This window comes from Bradyrhizobium sp. 160 (assembly GCF_023073735.1).
GTDB lineage: Bacteria > Pseudomonadota > Alphaproteobacteria > Rhizobiales > Xanthobacteraceae > Bradyrhizobium.
In genome coordinates this window covers 24243-40756 of record NZ_JADPKD010000013.1, presented here as the reverse complement: position 1 = coordinate 40756, position 16514 = coordinate 24243, and the positions used below count along the sequence as shown (strand labels likewise).

14 protein-coding genes are annotated in these 16514 nt (G+C 59.7%); 7 read left to right on the top strand and 7 right to left on the bottom strand.

What is annotated here, in order from left to right:
• Positions 1–2: 2 nt before the first annotated feature.
• Entirely contained in the window at positions 3–836 is an 834-nt protein-coding gene (locus IVA98_RS06305; RefSeq protein ID WP_247354488.1) for a hypothetical protein, read from the bottom strand.
• Positions 837–1122: 286 nt separating this feature from the next.
• The gene (locus IVA98_RS06300; protein ID WP_247354487.1) at positions 1123–2889 is read right to left on the bottom strand and encodes a hypothetical protein; all 1767 of its coding nucleotides are present in this window, start codon (positions 2887–2889) and stop codon (positions 1123–1125) included.
• Positions 2890–3485: 596 nt separating this feature from the next.
• Here IVA98_RS06300 and IVA98_RS06295 point away from each other — a divergent pair.
• Positions 3486–3677: a hypothetical protein gene (locus IVA98_RS06295; protein ID WP_247354486.1), complete on the top strand. Its 192-nt coding sequence runs from the start codon at positions 3486–3488 to the stop codon at positions 3675–3677.
• A gap of 17 nt (positions 3678–3694) precedes the next feature.
• On the opposite strand, the gene IVA98_RS37470 is transcribed toward IVA98_RS06295, so the two are convergent.
• Together IVA98_RS37470 and IVA98_RS06290 are read right to left on the bottom strand one after the other, a co-directional pair.
• The gene (locus IVA98_RS37470) at positions 3695–3796 is read right to left on the bottom strand and encodes a hypothetical protein (RefSeq protein WP_524536351.1); all 102 of its coding nucleotides are present in this window, start codon (positions 3794–3796) and stop codon (positions 3695–3697) included.
• Between the two features lie 62 nt (positions 3797–3858).
• Positions 3859–4737, bottom strand: coding sequence for a GNAT family N-acetyltransferase (locus IVA98_RS06290; protein WP_247354485.1), 879 nt, complete (start codon positions 4735–4737; stop codon positions 3859–3861).
• A 346-nt stretch (positions 4738–5083) separates the two neighbouring features.
• On the opposite strand from IVA98_RS06290, the gene IVA98_RS06285 reads away from it, so the two are divergent.
• The 3 genes from IVA98_RS06285 to IVA98_RS06275 all read left to right on the top strand — a co-directional run bounded on the left by IVA98_RS06285 (position 5084) and on the right by IVA98_RS06275 (position 8038).
• Complete coding sequence (locus IVA98_RS06285) at positions 5084–6007, top strand: 2-hydroxyacid dehydrogenase (RefSeq protein ID WP_247354484.1); 924 nt, start codon at positions 5084–5086, stop codon at positions 6005–6007.
• Between the two features lie 13 nt (positions 6008–6020).
• The gene (locus tag IVA98_RS06280) at positions 6021–6377 is read left to right on the top strand and encodes a cupin domain-containing protein (protein ID WP_247354483.1); all 357 of its coding nucleotides are present in this window, start codon (positions 6021–6023) and stop codon (positions 6375–6377) included.
• 203 nt (positions 6378–6580) lie between these two features.
• Entirely contained in the window at positions 6581–8038 is a 1458-nt protein-coding gene (locus IVA98_RS06275; protein WP_247354482.1) for an NAD-dependent succinate-semialdehyde dehydrogenase, read from the top strand.
• Between the two features lie 111 nt (positions 8039–8149).
• On the opposite strand, the gene IVA98_RS06270 is transcribed toward IVA98_RS06275, so the two are convergent.
• The gene (locus IVA98_RS06270; RefSeq protein WP_247354481.1) at positions 8150–8839 is read right to left on the bottom strand and encodes a haloacid dehalogenase type II; all 690 of its coding nucleotides are present in this window, start codon (positions 8837–8839) and stop codon (positions 8150–8152) included.
• A 339-nt stretch (positions 8840–9178) separates the two neighbouring features.
• Here IVA98_RS06270 and IVA98_RS06265 point away from each other — a divergent pair, with 339 nt between their 5' ends.
• Positions 9179–10555 (top strand): aspartate aminotransferase family protein, encoded by a 1377-nt coding sequence (locus IVA98_RS06265; protein WP_247354480.1) that lies wholly within the window; start codon positions 9179–9181, stop codon positions 10553–10555.
• 15 nt (positions 10556–10570) lie between these two features.
• On the opposite strand, the gene IVA98_RS06260 is transcribed toward IVA98_RS06265, so the two are convergent.
• Both IVA98_RS06260 and IVA98_RS06255 read right to left on the bottom strand, forming a co-directional pair.
• Complete coding sequence (locus IVA98_RS06260; RefSeq protein WP_247354479.1) at positions 10571–11047, bottom strand: Lrp/AsnC family transcriptional regulator; 477 nt, start codon at positions 11045–11047, stop codon at positions 10571–10573.
• A gap of 113 nt (positions 11048–11160) precedes the next feature.
• Positions 11161–12486 (bottom strand): NAD(P)/FAD-dependent oxidoreductase, encoded by a 1326-nt coding sequence (locus IVA98_RS06255; protein ID WP_247278840.1) that lies wholly within the window; start codon positions 12484–12486, stop codon positions 11161–11163.
• 654 nt (positions 12487–13140) lie between these two features.
• Between IVA98_RS06255 and IVA98_RS06250 the strand changes: the two genes are divergently transcribed.
• Positions 13141–14832 (top strand): ABC transporter ATP-binding protein, encoded by a 1692-nt coding sequence (locus IVA98_RS06250; RefSeq protein WP_247354478.1) that lies wholly within the window; start codon positions 13141–13143, stop codon positions 14830–14832.
• On the top strand, positions 14829–16496 hold the full coding sequence (locus IVA98_RS06245; protein ID WP_247354477.1) for a peptide ABC transporter substrate-binding protein: 1668 nt from the start codon (positions 14829–14831) through the stop codon (positions 16494–16496). The genes IVA98_RS06250 and IVA98_RS06245 overlap by 4 nt, the downstream gene beginning before the upstream one ends.
• Positions 16497–16514: the final 18 nt, after the last annotated feature.

The following is a 16514-nucleotide window of genomic DNA, read 5'->3' as shown; positions in this document are numbered from 1 at the left end:
CTTTATTCCGAGGAGTGATCGGCGTTTAGTCGAACAAGGAGCGCTCTTCTGCGCTGCTCGCGACGCTTCTTTGTGGCTGTGATCAACTGTTTGCCGGTGCGCTTGGCGTAGGTTGGCAGTTGGCGGCTTGATCTATGACGGCCTGCGGCACGCAACTCTGCGTCCGTGAGATCGCTATCGGCACCTTCGGTGAAGCCTCCGTGCCGGAAGGAAGTAAAGGAAAGTTCCTGACGAAGGTCGGCCGCTGCGATGATCTTTTTCACCACGCTGCGCAGATAGCGCAGGTCCTTGCGTGGCGTAATCCATGGAAGCGGGGTTACCGACCGACGATGGGCATGGTCACGCCGGAATACCAACCCCGGGAGCGAGGTCTTTTTCATCTCATCGAGCTCGTCCATAAGTTCAGGAAAGAGAGGGGCGCCCGTTTCGTCTAACAGTGGCCACCAGGCTTCCTCTCCATTCTTTGGGTGCACGATCCTGACGCTGTTTGGCCGTTCGCTAGGACGGTAGTGCGACATGTCGAAGGAGCCAAACACGTGCTGCTCCCGCTGCAGCCACTCCCATGACAACAAAGCAGCAGTTGCGATGGAGCGATAGTCGAGCCTTTTCGCGGCAGCCCTGAACGCGACGAGTTCATCCCAAGTTGCGGTTGGTGTGGGCCGTATCGGCTGGCCGGGCGCACGTGATCTTAATCCCATCCGTGAAAATGGATTGCTCGCTGGTACTATTTTTTCTTGAGCGCGCTGCCCGACGAACCAGGCCCGCCGGCAGCTCGCCATGGCCACATTTGCGTAGCGACGACGCTCGCGGACGACGACCTCTCCATTGTTACTCACTTTTGTTGCGACAAGCAGCTTTCGATAAACTGCGTCGACGAACGCCTATGCACCGGCGTTCAACAAAGTTGCCCACACCCATGGGACGCCGCCACTTCCGGTTCTAGTGGAGCAACGCCGCAACGAAATCGCAATGAATTGTGTGAAACGACCGTGAACAAAACGGGAGGGGAAGGACTGCCACCTCAAGAAAGATCAATAACTTAGAAGAAGCTCTCTGCGTTCGGGACGCAGGCTTGGTTTTAGAAGGCCGCCCTCTCGGGACGGCCTTCTTGTCTTGGGGTGGCTATTGGGATAGCGCGAGCAGCAGCACTGCCGTGTTGAGGAGGTTTACCGATTCCCAGTTCGCTTGCGCGGACTCATCAGTCGAGCCCGATCTGACCCGCCTCAAGACGAGGCGAGATCTCGGGGTTGGGCCGCCGCTCAACTCTTGCGTCCACGTCTTGGACCCGTCGTCGTCGCGAAGATCGAACCAAAGCCGCACAGGTGCCGTGCCGAGATCGAATTCCACCTGCTTGGAGGACCAACTCGCGGCGGAATAGACGAGACGAGTATTATTCGACGGGCAAATGACCTCGAAGAGGTAGTTGTCAAGATCGCCGTTCGCCGAGAATATTTTGGTCTCGATGATCTCCTTCGGAACGGCAGCTTCCGAGAGTCGTTGGCTGCACGGCTGATAACGGGACTGGATAAGTTCGAGTCTGTCGAGCGTAGTGCCCACTCGCGAAGCGGCGTTCTGCACTCGTGCGCGTACTCCCTCAATTTGCTGAGATGTGACTTCGTTCTTGTGACGGTCATCGAGGAAAGGCCGCTGGACCTGCTGATACCCGAAGCGGCTTATAGCCGACGCAGCCGTCGATGCCTGTGAAGCGGCGTTTTGCGCTATGGATCCGAGCGATGCGGCTTCTCGTCCCAATTGCAGCATTCGCGCCATATCCGAGAGCTGCACATTCGCTGTCTGATCTAGGAAAGTGGCGGCCTTGGGTTCGAACTCTTGAAGAGCCACCTGGGCCCGTGTGAGGGAGGAGTCGTACCGCGCAATAAGAGCGTCGAGTTGCGCCTTCGTTTCTGCCGCGAGTTGCTCCTGCCGCCTGGCCTCGGCGCGAGCCTGCTCTTGTTCTCGCTGATACGTGCGCACCTTCGAGTCATAGATTTGCAGGGATTGCTCGCGAAGGCCCCGCTGCACGAGGTACGGATCCAGGCACTGTCCCACCCATTTTCTCAAAACTAAGAAGTCGTCCTGGTCCCAGTTCACGAACGGCTTTCCGTAGGGAGGTGCTCTGTCAGGTCGATGAAATTCGGCTTCCCAAGAGCGCGAAAGAGCAGCGCAACCGCCATGTGCCACGATGTAGTCGTTCACGGGAGAGTTGGCGGTGACATCCGCCGTCGACTTGCTAGGCTCGGCTTGCGACGCATTTTGGCTTCCGCTTCCTGCGGCAGCCGGCTTTTCCACTGCAGCAGCAGTTTGCGGCTTCTGCTCGCCGGTGCCAGTCCTCGTCGGCCCTGCCTGTTGCTGCGCGGGCGAGGCGGTGGAGGTTTGGACCCATTCGCTTCGGAGCTGCTGTTTTGCCTGTACGGTCGGGTCGGGAACTGCGGGCGCGGACGAGCCCGTCAGCAAGGATGCCAGCTTGTCTGAAGACGGCAAGAACGTAATCGAGCAATCTCTCCGGCCGCTTCTTCGGGCAGTATCGAGATATCCCCTCAGAACGGTCGTACCGCCTTTGCTCAACGTCCCGGAAAATGTGGAGCGCCAGCTATCCGAGCCATCCTGATAGCCTCCTTGCCCAGCAATTCTAATGGCTTGGTCCCGATCGATAGAGCCGGAGTACGATTCCTTGCCTGGGCGCGACTCGGTCTTCCGTTCACCTTTGAACGAGCCATCGGAAAAGGAAAGCGCAAGCGCTGTCACGAATTTTTTGGATTTTGGATTTGTCGAAACGGGCGAACATTCCAGCAGGGACGGAATCTGAGCGTCACCTGCCCACACACCGCTATCGAAGGAGAAGAATGCGGTGATGAGCAGAATGGACCAGACGGAAATCGGCTTAAACACAGATACCTCTCGCGAAACGCGGCAGTTGGAGACCGGCATTGCAAGATAAAGACAACAAAGTAATTGCGATATTGTGGATGGTTTTCTGAGCGTCATTTGGGGGCGCCATTTTGTTCGGGCACTAGCATCCCCTTTTCGCTCGGTAAGCGCGAGCCTAGGTCGCCCAGCACTTTTGCGAAAGCACATTTCTGCTCTCTATCATGTTTGGGGGGCGACGCTGAGTGTTGCGCTCATATCAAGAGAAAGATCAATAACTTAGAAGATTCCCACTTTATCCGGATGAAGGGGCCGTCCTTAATCAGATCGCAACTTGAACCGAATGTCGGTATCGGTGGTTGCGCCTCCCCGCAACCAAGTTGGCAAATAACCTCAGCAGTCTGAAGGACTTGCTGGGGTTATTTTTTGTCTGAAATCGAGCCCAATAACATCAACGGCTTAGCCCACAGGTTCAAATCAACCCGCAACCACACTCATCGCTTCGTCACGGTTGCAGACATTACTGCTCCGGCTGCGCTGAGCTTGGCCATCCGAATCCAGAAAACATAACGCGTGCCGGCCGAGCACCGCTTATCTTGGCGATTTTTAGGATTTCATTCATGAGGAAAGAGAACGAAGAAATTCCGATCACTGACACTTACGTTATTTCGATCCGCGCAGATCAGGCCCTCAAGACGCTCGCTCGTCTGATCGGTCTTGCACGCGAGCAGTTCGAAGCAAACAGGCCCAGCCGCACAGGCATCGCTATCTCGCCGAAAAGGACGAATCGCAACTCGCAGGCAGCACTATAGCTGCATTCGCCCTGCTTTCAGGCGTTCGGAAATGGACTTTGGTAAACGGTCCCAGCGCCAAGCTCGCGCTCGATTTCGAGTAGGCGATCGTATTTCGCGAGCCGCTCACTGCGGAACAGTGATCCGCCTTGATCTGTCCACTGCCCATGGCACGGTCCTCACGGAGCATCGCTTCATAGCCTCAGCTCAACGCGTGACCGGCTAGCCCGTAGACCCACGGTTCATTTTCCTTGCGGTTCAGGAATCGCCGGCCCTTAGACATCGTTGTGACGGTCTCGGTCATTCCGAGGCGGCTCTGTTGAAGGAAGTCGGCAAACAGACCCGTCTGCTCCCGCGTATCGACGCGGACGAATTGTCCCGCGAGATCCTTAAGATGCACAGCGGTGAGATGGATCGCGTCACAATCATTGCTGGCGACGATCGGGCCGATCACATGACCGCGCCCGAATCCGCGTTTCATGGAAAAACCGACGGCCTCTCCGCCGCGGCGCAAGACGGAGATTGACGCACCTTCAGAAAGCAATGCGAGCAGCCTCTGCCTGCTAGTTCCGAACGCGCGTTCATCCAGTGCCGCGATCTCGCCGATGTTCGCCGTGGACAGCGAGCTCACTTCACCGACCAGAGCCGGCACCGGCGGAGGTGGTGAGACGATTTCTCCTTGCCACAGATATACGGTGGCTTCCTTCGTGAACCCCAGCGACAGATATAGATGATAGGCGGCATGGGTTGAGTTGAGGGCTAAATTCCGGTCGCCACACCGCTCGAAAACCTGCTCCATGAGCCAGCGGCCAGTACCTTGCGCCTGGGTTCGGGGCGATGTGATCACTAGGCCAATCGTCGCGAATTCCTGACTATAAGGGAACCACATCGCGCTGCCGAAAACGCGGTCTATGCCATCAACGGCGACGATACCGTGGCCGACGCGGCGTAGGAAATCCCAGTCCTTGGGGCGATGCGGCCAGCCGACTCCGATCGAAAGCGCGTGGAGCAGCTTCACATCAACGTCATTGATGTCCTTGGCCACCAGTTCAAAGGACTTCACGCGTACCATTCGTCCCATTCAGCTCATCCATTCCTTCGCGGGGCTCAAAGCCCGCGGCCTATCTCCCGCCGGCCTTCTGCTGCGTGCCGCACAAGCCCTCTTTTGCAGCAGCATAGCGCAGAAGGCCAGCAGGTTTCGCCTGTTTGGCACGCGGTATTCGGAATGATCCGCCGCCAGTGCAACTCGATTCAGCAGGGAAAGCTACTGGTTGCGGCCTATCGATAGCCAGCAACAGCAGACAGGGTGAGCCCCGTGAACGTTGTAGGCTTCGCTGGAGGGCTCGCCGCCTTTCCAGCCCTCGGTGGCGGGCCAGGCCGCTCTCAACGCGCCGCATCCCGGGCGAGGACCTGAGAGGACCACGTCGATGGCGTTCCTTTTCAATTCCGATGCTGCTCGGGCGGCTATTTTCCGGCAGGTCTTTGCGCGCGAGCTCCCTGATCTCGAATTCTATCATTCCAGCGAATCCTTCGAGCCGGAAAAGGTACGGTACCTACTAACCTGGAACGTGCCCGACGATCTCTCGCGCTTTCGAAATCTGGAGATGCTCTTTTCCATCGGTGCGGGGGTCGATCAATTCAAGCCGGAGACCATACCCGACCGCGTCAAGCTCGTGCGCATGGTCGAGGATGGCATCATACGCATGATGCAGGAGTACGTCGTGCTTGGGGTCCTGACACTCCATCGCGAGATGCTTGCCTATCGGGAGCAGCAGCGAAGAAGCCTATGGCAGGCTCTTGCAACGCCACAGGCGGCCGATCGGCGCGTCGGCTTTCTGGGCCTCGGCATGTTGGCGCAAGCCGCGATTGAGCGTCTGAAGCCGTTTGGATTTCCGCTTGCCGCGTGGAGCCGCAGCAACAAGAAGATCGAGAGTGTCTCCTGCTTCCACGGCGATGGTCAGCTTGGCGATTTTCTGAAAGCAACGGACGTTCTGGTCTGTCTTCTGCCCCTGACGGAGCAAACAAGCGGCATCCTGAACGCACAGCTGTTCTCTCTCCTGCCGGCCGGAGCAAGGCTGCTGCATGTCGGCCGTGGTCCGCAGCTTGACCAGGGCGCACTCATCGAAGCGCTCGATAGCGGGCGTCTGGCCGCAGCGATGCTCGACGTGACCGATCCCGAGCCGCTGCCGGAAGACCACGCGCTCTGGTCGCATCCGAGGGTGATCATCACGCCGCATATCGCGTCCGTGACGCAACCGCATACGGCCGCGCAATCCGTCATACAGAACATCCGGCGCCATCACGCCGGACGAAATCCGATCGGCCTGGTCGATCGAACGCTCGGCTACTAACAGGAAAGATGCCATGTCACTTCTGATTGCCATCGACACGAATCCGGACTTCGCACCGAAGAAGGCCGTGCCGGCTCCGGAACGGCTCATTTCGGGCAATCCGTCCTTCAAGACCTGGGCGCAGGACGCCTCGAAAGGCGAGAAGGTGCTGACTGGCGTCTGGGAGGCAACCCCCGGCGAGACCCATTCCATCAAGGGCACCATCTTCGAGTTCTGCCATATCATCTCGGGTCGTATCGAAATCGAGGAAAAAGGTGGTGAGACGAAGACGTTCCGCGCCGGCGACAGCTTTGTGATGAAGCCGGGCTTTGTAGGCGTCTGGCGCACGATCGAGACCGTGCGGAAGATCTATGTCTGCCACTATGACTGAGCACGATGCCTGACTGCGGCCTCACTAAACGACGGCCAGAACAATCGACTTTCGAGATCCCATCTGACCGGATTCAACGCGGCCAGACGCTTCCTTCTCGATGAAATATGCGGCGCGCGGTGCTGTATGAGACGGCTTTGTCTCGCCAATCACATATCCGGCAGTGATGGCGGTTTGACCCCGAAGAGCAAGGGAACAAATACATGGTTGCATTGAAAGACGAGGATCTGTTTCGCCAGCAGGCACTGATCGGCGGCCACTGGCGCGACGCGAGTGCGAAGGCGACGGTTGATGTCATCGATCCTGCTAGCCAGCAAGTTCTCGGCACCATCCCCGATATGGGGTGCGAGGAGACCAGGGCCGCCATCAACGCTGCGGCTGACGCGTTCAAGCATTGGAAGACCACGGCTCATGCTGAACGTGCAGTTCTGCTGGAGCGCTGGTATGACCTCATGCGGCGCCACGAGCAGGACCTCGCGCTGTTGCTGACGTTGGAGCAGGGCAAGCCCTTGGCGGAATCGCTCGGCGAAATCCGCTATGGGGCCTCCTTCGTCAAATGGTTTGCGGAAGAGGCGCGCCGGATCAACGGATCGACGATCCCGTCACCCACGATCGATCGCCGCATTCTGGTTTTAAAAGAGCCAGTCGGCGTCTGCGGGATCATTACGCCCTGGAATTTCCCCAACGCGATGATTACACGCAAGGTGGCACCCGCGCTGGCCGCGGGCTGCACCGTCGTCATCAAGCCCTCTGAATTCACACCGTTCTCGGCCCTCGCGATCGGTGTGCTGGCGGAGCGGGCAGGAATTCCACCTGGCGTGATCAACATCGTGACGGGCATGCCGGCGGACATTGGCAAGGAGCTGATGGCCAATGAGACCGTCCGCAAGATCTCGTTCACGGGATCGACTCGCGTCGGCGCGCTGCTGATGAAAGGTGCCGCCGACAGCATCAAACGGCTCAGCCTCGAGCTCGGCGGCAATGCGCCGTTCATCGTCTTCGACGATGCCGATATCGACAGCGCCGTGGAGGGCGCAATTGCATCTAAATTCCGTAACGGCGGACAGACATGCGTCTGCTGCAATCGCATTCTCGTGCAATCAGGCATCTACGATACCTTTGCACAGAAGCTCGCCAGCAAGGTCGCGAAAATGAAGGTCGGCGCCGGTACGGAAGAAGGAGTCGCGATTGGGCCGATGATCAATGGCGCGGCGATCGAAAAGATCAGGCGGCACGTCGTGGATGCCCTGGACAAGGGCGCAAAGATCATCTCGGAGAGTGAGGCGGTGCCGGAAGGTCGGCAATATGTCCGGCCCCTCGTGCTCGGCGGCGCGACGACTGAGATGCTACTGGCTTCGGAGGAGACCTTCGGGCCGGTCGCGCCGCTTTTCCGGTTCGAGACGGAGGACGAGGCGATAGCGATCGCAAACGGTACGCCCTTCGGTCTTGCGGCGTATTTCTACACTGAAAACCTGAAGCGTTCCTGGCGTGTTGCCGAAGCGCTGGAGTTCGGCATGATCGGCCTGAACACCGGCCTGATCTCGACGGAGGTCGCGCCTTTCGGCGGTGTCAAACAGTCGGGACTGGGACGCGAGGGATCTCAGCTCGGGATCGAAGAATATCTCGAGAGCAAGGCTCTCCATGTCGGCGGCTTGGGCTGAGCGTCCATCGCATCTGAAATAAGAAAGGGGGCGGTTGAACCGCCCCCTTTTCCTTGACCAGCGCAGATCTCTATTACTGAAGTCCCGCGAGAGATCCCGAAAGAACTGCGCTCAGGCGCTTTTGCGAAGAGGCTCCAGGCCGACTGCGGCAGCCAAGCCACCGATGCCGGAGACCTCGGTGTATTCATAGAAGGGGTTCGCCGGCTCGTGACCGCGGTTCACCCATACCTTGCTCTTGATACCCAGATCGTAGGCCGTCATCAGATCGTAGCGGAACGAGGAGGAGACGTGAGTGATATCTTCCGGGCCGCAGCCCAGCTTGTCGAGCATGTATTCGAAGCCTTTCATGTGCGGCTTGTAGGCGCCAGTCTCCTCGGCCGTGATGACCATGTGGAAGGGAGCGCCGAGCTTCTCCACGTTGGACATGATGAGGTTCTTCATTGAGTTCGACAAGATGACCAGCGGGATCTCTTTGGCAACCTTGGCCAGACCAGCCGGGACGTCGGCATGCGGACCCCACGTGTGGATCTCTTCATTGATTCGCTGGGCATGCTCCGGCTGAAAGACGATACCATTGCGCTTGCAGGCGCGCTCCAGGGCGTTGTGCACCACCTCGAAGTACGGTTTCCAGGCGCCGAGAACCTCGTCCAGGCGATAGGCTGAAAAGTCCTTGATGAGCTTTGCCATCGCCGCGGCAGAAAGCTCCGAGCCATAGACACGGGTCGCCGCGCCGGCCATGTCGAAATTGGTCAGCGTGCCGTAGCAGTCGAAGGTGATATATTTGGGTCTGAACGTCGCCATAGCTCCAATCCTTGCGATCTCGCACCGCTTGCCGGTACGACACCCACCATAGCGAGCAGCCGACGAGATAAAGCGCCGATGTCGCGGTGGTCGGGAGCAGATTGTGTCGTATCGGATCGCAGCCGTGGTAGAGAGTTGCGCGACGACGGCTCTCCTCGTTTAGCCTCAATGCCGTCGCCGCACCATGCCGGCATAAGATGCCACAGTGGTGCCCAATCAAAGTCAAAACGCCCTTCGTCCATGTCCTGCCTGGGAGCAACTGCTGTCTTCGGCAACTTATGTTGAGCCTGCACACAACGGGCTGCTCGCACAAACATCGCGGCCGATCTGGAGGACAATATGTTGAGCAACTCGCTGATTGAGCTCGATCGCGCGCATCTGATTCACCCGGTCTCTTCTTATCGAAGTCATGAGGCGACGGGCGTCCGCGTGCTGAAGTCAGGCAAGCGCGCGACGCTGACCGATGCCTCGGGACGTCAATTGCTGGATGGCTTTGCGGGTCTGTGGTGTGTCAATGCCGGCTACGGACAGGACAGCATCGTTGAAGCGGCTACGCGGCAGCTGCAGGAGCTGCCTTATGCGACGGGTTACTTCGGGTTGGGCTCCGACCCGGCGATCCGGTTGGCCGCAAGGCTGGCTGAACTGGCGCCTGGCGATCTGAACCATGTCTATTTCACGCTGGGCGGCTCCGATGCAGTCGACAGCACGATCCGCTTCATCAGGTACTACTATCATTCCAAAGGGAGGCCGCAGAAGGACCAGTTCATTTCCGTCGAGTCTGGCTATCATGGATCGTCGACGGCAGGGGCTGGCTTGACGGCGCTGCCCGCCTTTCATGCAGGCTTTGGGGTGCCCCACACCTGGCAGCACAAAATCCCGTCGCACTACGCCTATCGCAATCCTGTTGGTTCCCATCCCCAGGCCATCATTGCGGCGTCGGTCGCGGCCTTTCGGGCCAAGATCGCCGAACTTGGCGCCGAACGCGTCGCCGCCTTCTATGTCGAGCCGATACAGGGGTCAGGAGGCGTCCTCGTTCCGCCGCCGTCCTGGCTGAAGGCAATGCACGCAGTCTGCAAGGAGCACGATATTCTGTTCGTTGCCGACGAGGTCATCACTGGCTTTGGCCGTGTCGGTCCGCTCTTCGCCTGTGAAGAGGATGACGTCGTGCCGGATCTCATGACCACGGCAAAGGGGCTGACCTCGGGTTACGTGCCGATGGGGGCCGTTCTCATGTGCGACGGCGTCTACAACACGATTGCCGATGGCGCCGGGAAGGCGGCCGTCGGCCACGGCTACACCTATTCCGCTCATCCCGTCAGCGCAGCCGTTGGGCTCGCGTGCCTTGATCTCTATGAAAATGGCTTGCTGGAAAACGGCCGGAAGGCCGGGCACCGCCTGATGGAAGGTCTTCGCGCGCTGGCCGATCATCCGCTTGTCGGCGATATCAGGGGTCGCGGCATGCTGGCGGCAATCGAGCTTGTCACCGACAAGGAGCGCAAGACACCTTTGCCGGCGGAGGCCGACGCGGCGCGCCGCATTTTCGACCGTGCATGGGATAACGGCCTCGTCATCCGCGCCTTCGCGCAAGGCGTGCTGGGCTATGCGCCGCCGCTGTGCTGTACGGATGGGGACATCGACGGCATCATCGAGCGGACCAGGATGACGCTCGACGAGACCCTCGAAGACAAGGACGTCCGCGCGGCGATGAAAGGATAAGGGCCGAGCCTGTCGCTACCCGTTGAATATGCTTTCGAGCGGCAGATGCGATTTCACGATCGGGGACTTCAGCACGACGAAACTGAAATACTTGTCGATCCCGATATCCATCTCGACCAGCCGTTCCATGACGGCCTGGTATTCGCTGATGCCCGCCGTAATGAACTTGACGAGATAGTCGTACCCGCCCGAAACGAGATGGCATTCAACCACGGAATCGATCGTTTCAATGGTCGTGAGAAAGCGCGCGAAATCGATCTGCCGGTGATTCTTGAGGGTGATTTCAGCGAAGACAGTTAGAGTTTGTCCGAGCTTGGCAACATCGATCTGGGCGGAATAGCCGGTGATGAAGCCTTCCGTCTGGAGCCTTTTGACGCGCATCAGGCATGGGCTCGGGGAAAGATTTATCAGCTCTGCGAGCTCGACGTTGGAAATCCGCCCGTTTTTCTGCAGTTCGCATAAAATCCTGATGTCGATCTTGTCGAGCTTCATAGAGATGCCACGAGATGGGGTGAGACAACGGCGTCTAGGCTTCGAGCTTCAGCGTCATATGTAGTCTCATAGCATCAATCAGCATCTTTTCCCAACCGGGGCGGAGACCGGATCTAGAACTCGCTGACCTTGCCCCAGGCGCTCATTTTCAGCCGCTCCGGCCTGTAGGGGCGTGGATCGACGATCGGCGTACGACCAGTGATGATGTCGGCAATCATGTGCCCTGCGCCGGGGCCGATTCCGAAGCCGTGACCGCTGAACCCCGCCGCGAGGATGAAACCTGGAATTGCCTCAACTTCACCGATGGCCGGCACGCCGTCCGGCGTGCTGTCGATATAGCCGGCCCAGACGTTGGAGATTGCAACGCGCCGGAGTTCAGGCAACAACTCGCAAGCTCGTTGATGTGTCAGCCGAATCTGTCTCATGTCCGGACGGGGATCAAGTATCCGATTCAGCTCCATCGGGGTGACCTGATCGAGCGCCCACTTCCCCATAGATTCATGCCCCTGCCGCAAGCCCTCGAACGCCCCAGGGGCAAGGCTTCGCCACCGCCGGACGAACATGGGCAGGAATTCGCGGCTGAACCTGAACTGCTGCGGCGTCGGGTCGACGCGTGCGCGACCACTGATTGCCAGCGTGTATCCGCCGTTGCCACGTCGCGTGACCGACACCAGCGAGTTGTGCATGGCGTCAGGCAGGCCAGTTGCGCCGGGTCCCACGGCGAGAATGGACTGGCGCACCGATGCCTGCGGGAATCGAATTCCGAGCTGGTTGCAGAACGACGAAGCCCAGGCGCCTCCCGCCATCACCACCGTCTTCGCCCGGATCGTGCCCGCCTCGGTCACCACACCGCTGACCCGGCCGCCACTGAGCTCGATGCCGCGGGCCGCGCAAAGCTGGTGCACCGTGCCGCCCGCCGCCATGATCCCGCGCGCGGCGATGGGCACTGCCTTTGAGGTATCTGCCGTCCCATCGGTTGGAGAGAAGACACCGCCTTTCCATTTGCGGCCCGTCGCCTTGCCTCGCTCGCTCGCCTCTTCCAAGCTCAACATATGTGTCGTGACGCCAACGGTCCTGGCGAAGTCGCGCCACTTTGCCCAGCCGGCCAACTCATTTTCGTCGTTCGACAGATACAAAAGCCCGCAGCGGCGGAAGCCGGTATCCTCACCGGTCTCATGGGCAACCTTCTCCCAGAGATCGAGGCTCTTGGTTGCAAGCGGCAGCTCGCGCGCGTCGCGGTTCTGCTGGCGACACCATCCCCAGTTGCGGCTGGACTGCTCGGCTGCGATGCGGCCCTTCTCAAGCAAAGCAACTTTGAGGCCGCGACGGGCGAGATAGTAGCTTGTGAATACGCCCACGACGCCGCCGCCAATGACGACGACGTCCGCCTCACGGGGCAGGGACGGACTGGATTCGATGTGCAGGACCGGCGCGCTCATCGGGGTATGATCTCCGGTGGTTGCCGCATCGTAGCCGGCGGATTGCGGCAGGCCCGGCGGACTTTCACGGCGGGACCAAACATCGTGCGGTTTGCTGCCTTCGATACAGGCAATTATTGCGTAATTAGTTTGCTCGCCGCAGCTTGCAGCCTTTTGGGGCTGATTCACGCGCCTCTCGCATTCCATTGGCCTGCCTCCTGAGCAGGGGGCGTCGCAGGCATGGCGGCGCAGACTGAAATGCCAAACCGGCCTTCGTTTTCAGAAGTTCATGCTGCCCGGATGCCACCTTTCGGCGACTCCGCGGTGATCGAAATCATCAAGATTGGCAGCACCAATCGATCGATCAGCCAAGGTCCACGGAGGCAACTTGCATGAGCCGTGTCCAGGAGCAGGCCTTCGCAGAAGCGATCAAGCCATGACGTGGATGCCAGCTGAGGTTCGCTTTGATCGAAAAGGCCGATCGGGTCGCTACGCTCTGAGCAATAGCTCTTGCTTCATGCGCGAAGAGGCCTGAATCATGTCGCAGCCTCCAATGAAGGAATGGCAAGTTGAGCGGCGAATTACGACCTGCCCAGGGAGCGCGAAGGCGCAAGGATCCGAAGGCGCCGGCCGCGTCAAGATGACGGCACTGGCTTGAAAGGGGAGGATGCTCATATGGCTTCTGGCAGCCAGGTGGTAAGCCCCGCCGATGTCGCGCTGTCGGTGCGCGAGCTGACGGTGAGTCTGCCTGAAGGAATGGAGCGGGCCCACGCCGTCGAAAACGTCTCTTTTGATCTGAAACGCGGACAGATTCTCTGTATCATCGGGGAATCTGGATCGGGCAAGTCGGTCACCGCCAATGCGATCATGGGGCTTCTGCCGAAGGTGATCAGAGTCACCTCGGGGGCGATCCACCTGAATGGGACGAACATCGTAGGCCTCGCGCCTGAGAAGCTCCGCAGCCTGCGCGGCCGAGTCATCTCGATGATCTTTCAAGATCCTCTCTCGGCGCTCAATCCGCTGATGACCGTGGGCGCGCAGATCGAGGAGGTGATGGCCGCGCACGACGTCGGTACGCCGGCCTCGCGTCGCAGCCGGGCCATAGACTTATTGATTGAAGTGGGTCTGCCTGATCCGCAGCTCATGTATCACCAATATCCCTTCCGGCTTTCGGGCGGGCAGCGGCAGCGGGTGATGATCGCCATGGCTCTGGCGCTCGAACCTGCGATCCTGATCGCAGACGAGCCGACCACCGCACTCGACGTGACGACCCAGGCGCAGATCCTGCAATTGATCCGCGACATTCAGCGCCGCAAGGGAATGAGCGTCATGTTCATCACCCATGATTTCGGCGTCGTCGCGGAGATTGCCGACCACGTTGTGGTGATGGAGAAGGGCCATTGCGTGGAGCAGGGCAGTGCCGCGCAGGTGCTGAAGTCGCCCGGTCATCTCTATACGCGCCGCCTGATCGCAGCCGTGCCCCACCTGACCGGCAAGGACCGCGTTCCCTCGGAAGCCGGGGAACGAGCGTCGATTCTGAAGGTCGAATGCCTGGCAAAGACTTATCGCAGCGGCAGCGCGCTTTTCCGTACGCAGCGCATCGTGCCCGCGGTCAATGGGGTCAGCTTCGACCTCACGTCGGGACGCACGCTCGGCGTCGTCGGGGAAAGCGGTTCGGGCAAGTCGTCGCTCGGGCGGCTGCTGATCAAGCTCATGGCGTGCGACGGCGGCTCGATTCTATTCGAAGGCCGCGACATCGCCGGGCTTTCCGAAGCCGAGTTTCGGCCGCTACGGCCGAAGATCCAGATGATCTTTCAGGATCCTTTCGCATCGCTCAATCCGCGATCGACGGTCGGGCAAATTCTCGCAGTCGGCCCGGTCGCGCATGGCATGCCTTATGACGAAGCTTGCGAGCGCGCGCGGGAGCTTCTGGCCCATGTCGGGCTGGATGCAGGCGCCTTTGAGCGCTATCCGCACGAGTTCTCCGGCGGGCAGCGCCAGCGCGTCGGCATCGCGCGCGCGCTGATGTTCAAACCAAAATTGCTGATTGCCGACGAAGCGGTCTCGGCGCTCGACGTATCGATCCAGGCCCAGATCTTGAAGCTGCTCGACCAGATCCAGCGCGAGACCGGCGTCTCGATGATCTTCATCACCCATGATCTGCGCGTCGCAAGCCAAATCTGCGATGAAATCGCCGTCATGCATCGAGGACAAATCGTGGAACGTGGGCCGCCGTCCCAGATCTTCCTCGATCCGAAATCCACCTACACGCGAGAACTGGTGGCAGCGATCCCGGGCGAGCAACCCGGGAGCATGCCCGAACGTGCAGATTATAGCGGACAGCACAACGGAGGAGCTACGTTATGACCAAGCATTCTGCGACGACACCGAACTACTCGCGGCGCGATGCTCTGCGAATGGTGGCCATCGGGGGAGCTGTCGGCATCTTCGCGCCAAACCTGTTGGGCAAGCCTGCGTTTGCTCGCGCTTCGGCAAAGCCAAGTGGCCGCGTGATCGTCGGGCTTGGACAAGAGCCGACCGTTTTCAATCCGCTGATGGCCCACATTGAAGTGGATGATGGCGTGCATTTCTCGGTCTTCGATGCGCTCTTCCGCATCGATCCTCAAGGCGTCATTCAGCCAAATCTCGCCGTGGAAGTGCCGAACCAGAAGAACGGGGGCATTTCGGAGGACGGCCTGAAATGGCGCATTCGCTTGCGCGACGACGTCCGCTGGCACGACGGCAAACCATTCAGCGCCGAGGACGTGAAGTTCACGCTTGAACTGATCACGAACCCCAACTTCCGGAGCTGGCGCACGGCGGGCCATGCTCTCGTGCGCGACATCACGGTGGTCTCACCCACGGAGATCTCGTGGCGAATGGAAGAGGCTTTTGCGCCGTATTTGTCCTTCCTGACCGAAACCTTCATTGTGCCCAAGCACATCCTCGAGAAAGAGGCCAATCCGAACAACGCCGCCTTCAACCAGGCGCCGGTCGGAACCGGTGCTTTCAAGTGGGAAAAGCGGGTTGCCGGCGACCATCTCGAGCTCGTGGCCAACACCGATTATTTCGGTGAAGGCCCGCATATCGAGCGGCTAGTGTTCAAATACATTCCCGATCTCACCGTCCTCTACACCCAGTTCAAGAGCGGCGACATCGATCTCGTAGGTCAACCCTACATCACGCCCGATCACTATGCGGAAGCCAAGACGCTGCCGAACCGTGTCGTGACGCTGGTCCCAAGGACCTCGTTCGAGTCCTTCTACCTGAATCTCGAGCGCCCGCAGTTCAAGGAGCTTGCGGTTCGCGAGGCGCTCTATGCGGCGATCGACAAGGAGTCGATCATCCAGGGGCTCTATTACGGGGTGCCGACCGCGACAGAGACCTTCATGCCCAGGCAGTCCTTCTTCTTCAACCCCAATCTGCCCCCGCACCAATTCGACGTGAATCGCGCGGGCAAGATTCTCGATCAAGCCGGCTGGGCTAAGGGCGCGGACGGCATTCGTGCCAAGAACGGCGTTCGCCTGTCCTTTTCCAATTCGACCACGTCGGGCGATCCGCTTCGCGAGCAGCTGCAGCAATTCCTGCAGCAGACCTTCGCGCAGCTCGGCGTCGAGATGAGAATATCGAACCTACCGGCCGCCGTGATGTGGGGCGAGTTCTGGATGCAATCGCAGTTCGATTCCGTGATCGTCGGCAGCTCGTATCTGATTGGCGCCGATCCGGATGTCACCAATCGCTTGCACTCGCGCTCGATCGGAGCGAAGGGCGGCCGCGGCTCGAACAATGCGCAGTATGCAAATCCGGAGGTCGATGCCCTCCTCGACAAAGGTGCACGCACCTTCGATCCCGAAGCGCGTCGCGCGATCTACTCTCGCGTACAGGAACTTGTGCGCCGCGACCTGCCTTTCCTGCCGCTGTACCAGAGCAACTCGGTCGAAGGTCTCAAGAAGGGGATCAATGGATTCGTCCCGAACGGCAATACTCGCACTGAGTCCTGGAACGCGCTTGCCTGGTATTGGGCGAGCTGATGTCTTGCCAGACCGACC

Coding starts and splice junctions, on each gene's coding strand:
- IVA98_RS06260 (WP_247354479.1), bottom strand. CDS start 11,047: ATGAAGCTCGACAAGATCGACATCAGGATTTTATGCGAACTGCAGAAA.
- IVA98_RS06280 (WP_247354483.1), top strand. CDS start 6,021: ATGTCACTTCTGATTGCCATCGACACGAATCCGGACTTCGCACCGAAG.
- IVA98_RS06285 (WP_247354484.1), top strand. CDS start 5,084: ATGGCGTTCCTTTTCAATTCCGATGCTGCTCGGGCGGCTATTTTCCGG.
- IVA98_RS06290 (WP_247354485.1), bottom strand. CDS start 4,737: ATGGGACGAATGGTACGCGTGAAGTCCTTTGAACTGGTGGCCAAGGAC.
- IVA98_RS06295 (WP_247354486.1), top strand. CDS start 3,486: ATGAGGAAAGAGAACGAAGAAATTCCGATCACTGACACTTACGTTATT.
- IVA98_RS06275 (WP_247354482.1), top strand. CDS start 6,581: ATGGTTGCATTGAAAGACGAGGATCTGTTTCGCCAGCAGGCACTGATC.
- IVA98_RS06250 (WP_247354478.1), top strand. CDS start 13,141: ATGGCTTCTGGCAGCCAGGTGGTAAGCCCCGCCGATGTCGCGCTGTCG.
- IVA98_RS06265 (WP_247354480.1), top strand. CDS start 9,179: ATGTTGAGCAACTCGCTGATTGAGCTCGATCGCGCGCATCTGATTCAC.
- IVA98_RS06255 (WP_247278840.1), bottom strand. CDS start 12,486: ATGAGCGCGCCGGTCCTGCACATCGAATCCAGTCCGTCCCTGCCCCGT.
- IVA98_RS06245 (WP_247354477.1), top strand. CDS start 14,829: ATGACCAAGCATTCTGCGACGACACCGAACTACTCGCGGCGCGATGCT.
- IVA98_RS06270 (WP_247354481.1), bottom strand. CDS start 8,839: ATGGCGACGTTCAGACCCAAATATATCACCTTCGACTGCTACGGCACG.